The sequence below is a fragment of the Morganella sp. EGD-HP17 genome (assembly GCF_000512315.2).
Taxonomy (GTDB): domain Bacteria; phylum Pseudomonadota; class Gammaproteobacteria; order Enterobacterales; family Enterobacteriaceae; genus Morganella; species Morganella morganii.
On the sequence record NZ_AZRH01000049.1, the window covers coordinates 1 to 2,124 of the forward strand.

Sequence of the window (2,124 nt, forward strand, 5' to 3'; positions counted from 1 at the left end):
ACAGTCTACAGCGTGGTGGACTTATCAAAGAAAACCAGGTGCGGAGCCGCTCGTGCTGTTATATCTCCGGCCTCTTTAAAACTGAGTGAAGAGGATTTTGATAAACAGTGGCAAGAGCTAAGAAAAAATACCGGACAGGAGCGATTCTATAAAGTTACCTACGGTAAGTGCGGGGACGACGGCCCGATGATTACAAAAATCGTTGACTGTTCAGAGGGAGCTTGTGGCAAAGAGTACAGGGCTGATACCGGAAAGATGTGGCTCAACACCTGGAGTTGGGGCGGTGATAATATTCCAATGACCCTCAATGGGCAGTACACGTCGGCAGAAAGCAAAAGTTCAGCGCAGTACTTTATTGAGCTACCACTGAAAGAGGTACCGGAAAAGAATGCCTGGAAAGTGAAAATTTACTACACTGAGAATCCGGATGTTATCGCTCTGGATACCTATGTTGACAATGCAGACTTCCTGCTGGGGAAATTTATTCTCGATTACAAAGCTTACTATCTGAGCGGTAACCTTTATGAGGAAGGGGCTTTCGATCGGCAGGGAGAATCACAGGGCAAGGCAACGCACTATTATGACTCACCTGGAAAAATAAGGATGATTAGTCACGATCAGAACGGTGAAGCGCACGGAGAGAACGTTTTCTATAATGAGAATGGTACGCTAAAGGAGAAAAAACAGTTTCTTCGTGGTAAAGATGTGACGAAAGACGGTATTATTTTCGGCCCGGAAGGGCAAATCCTTGCTCGGTATAGTTACAACAGCAGCGGTCAGAAAGAGGGCAAATGGGTTCAGTACTATGCTGACGGAATACTCAAAAATCGAGAAAATTACGAGAAAGGCATTCTGATTGGGTCGTCAGAGGACTATTGGCCGAACGGCAAAATAAAGCTGAAAGAGACCTATAAAAACGGCCGCAAAGTGGCAGAAACGGAATGGTATAAAAATGGTCAGAAAATGTCAGTGTCTTTCTATAACGATAAACAGCAGCGTATTGGTACGCACTCGTCATGGTATGAAAACGGCAGGCTGCACAGAGAGGAGCGTTACTATGCAGACGGCAAACAGGCCAGTGTGGAGCTATGGAATAGCGATGGACGACCCTCTTTACGTGAAACGTTCGATAGCCTGGGGAGTCGACACAGCAGCGAACATTGGTTTGATAACGGTAAACTACGAAGTCGGGCAATCTATCAGAATAAGCAGCAGGTTTCTGAAGAGATATGGTTTGACAACGGTCAGCTGAACGAAAGAGTGCGCTGGTCAAACGGGCACAGGAAAGATCACGAGACGTGGCGTAAAGACGGTACTCGACAAGAAAAAGTGCTGTATAATAAGCGGGGCGGCATAACCCTGATTGAAGAATACGATCAAAAAGGGAAACTGGAAAAACACTATAAGTACAACTGATAGCGGCAGAGTGTTTGTATTACCCTTCTGAAAACTTTGTGTACTAGCTCAGACCTGAGCCAGTACACAGAATCTATCTCATTCTTTCGCTTGCAAGATTATAAACATCACTGCGTTCCCGTTTACCAACAGCTACAACAGCGATAATTAATTGAGCATCAATCACCTGATAAACCAGGCGAAAACCAGACGTACGAAGCTTTATTTTGTAGCAGTCTTTTATTCCTCTAAGTTTCGCTGACGGAATATGAGGGTTCTCACAGCATTTCTTTATCTTTTTAGCGAATTGTTGCTGTATGGTCTTATCCAACTTTCGCCACTCTTTCAGCGCATCTTCCCTGAATTTGACTGAGTAAGTCATAAGTAACTATCCAGATCCACGTCAAACAGCGGCTGAGTACTACGCTTGGTTACCAGTTTTATCAACTCCTGATCATCCAGGGCATCGAGCATTTTTTCGTATAACGCTGCCGGAACGCAGTAAAAAGCAGGCTGATTACGGTTGAGAATTGCAACAGGAAACCCATCTCCGGCACTGACTGTTGCCATTGGGTTTTTTTTGAGTTCACTGACACTGGCGCTTGTGTCACTTAAAATGATGTTAGGCATATATTACCTCTGGAGACCACTTAACAAGTCTTAATTATGCACATAAATGACCATTTAACAAGTCTTTTTGTTGTTTTTATAACGGAGTTTTCAGGAACA

The 2,124-nt window shown here is 44.3% G+C and carries 3 protein-coding genes; 1 reads left to right on the forward strand and 2 read right to left on the reverse strand.

The genetic code is table 11. The features are described 5' to 3' along the window. Positions 1-1,416 (forward strand): toxin-antitoxin system YwqK family antitoxin (locus tag X965_RS18595; protein WP_036419759.1); only part of this gene is annotated, 1,416 nt, incomplete at its 5' end. A gap of 73 nt (positions 1,417-1,489) precedes the next feature. On the opposite strand, the gene X965_RS18600 is transcribed toward X965_RS18595, so the two are convergent. Continuing rightward, positions 1,490-1,777 (reverse strand): type II toxin-antitoxin system RelE/ParE family toxin, encoded by a 288-nt coding sequence (locus X965_RS18600; RefSeq protein WP_036419761.1) that lies wholly within the window; start codon positions 1,775-1,777, stop codon positions 1,490-1,492. Next, positions 1,774-2,025, reverse strand: a complete 252-nt coding sequence (locus X965_RS18605; RefSeq protein ID WP_036419764.1) for a type II toxin-antitoxin system Phd/YefM family antitoxin — start codon at positions 2,023-2,025, stop codon at positions 1,774-1,776. Before X965_RS18605 ends, X965_RS18600 begins: the two co-directional genes overlap by 4 nt. Between the last annotated feature and the right edge of the window lie 99 nt (positions 2,026-2,124).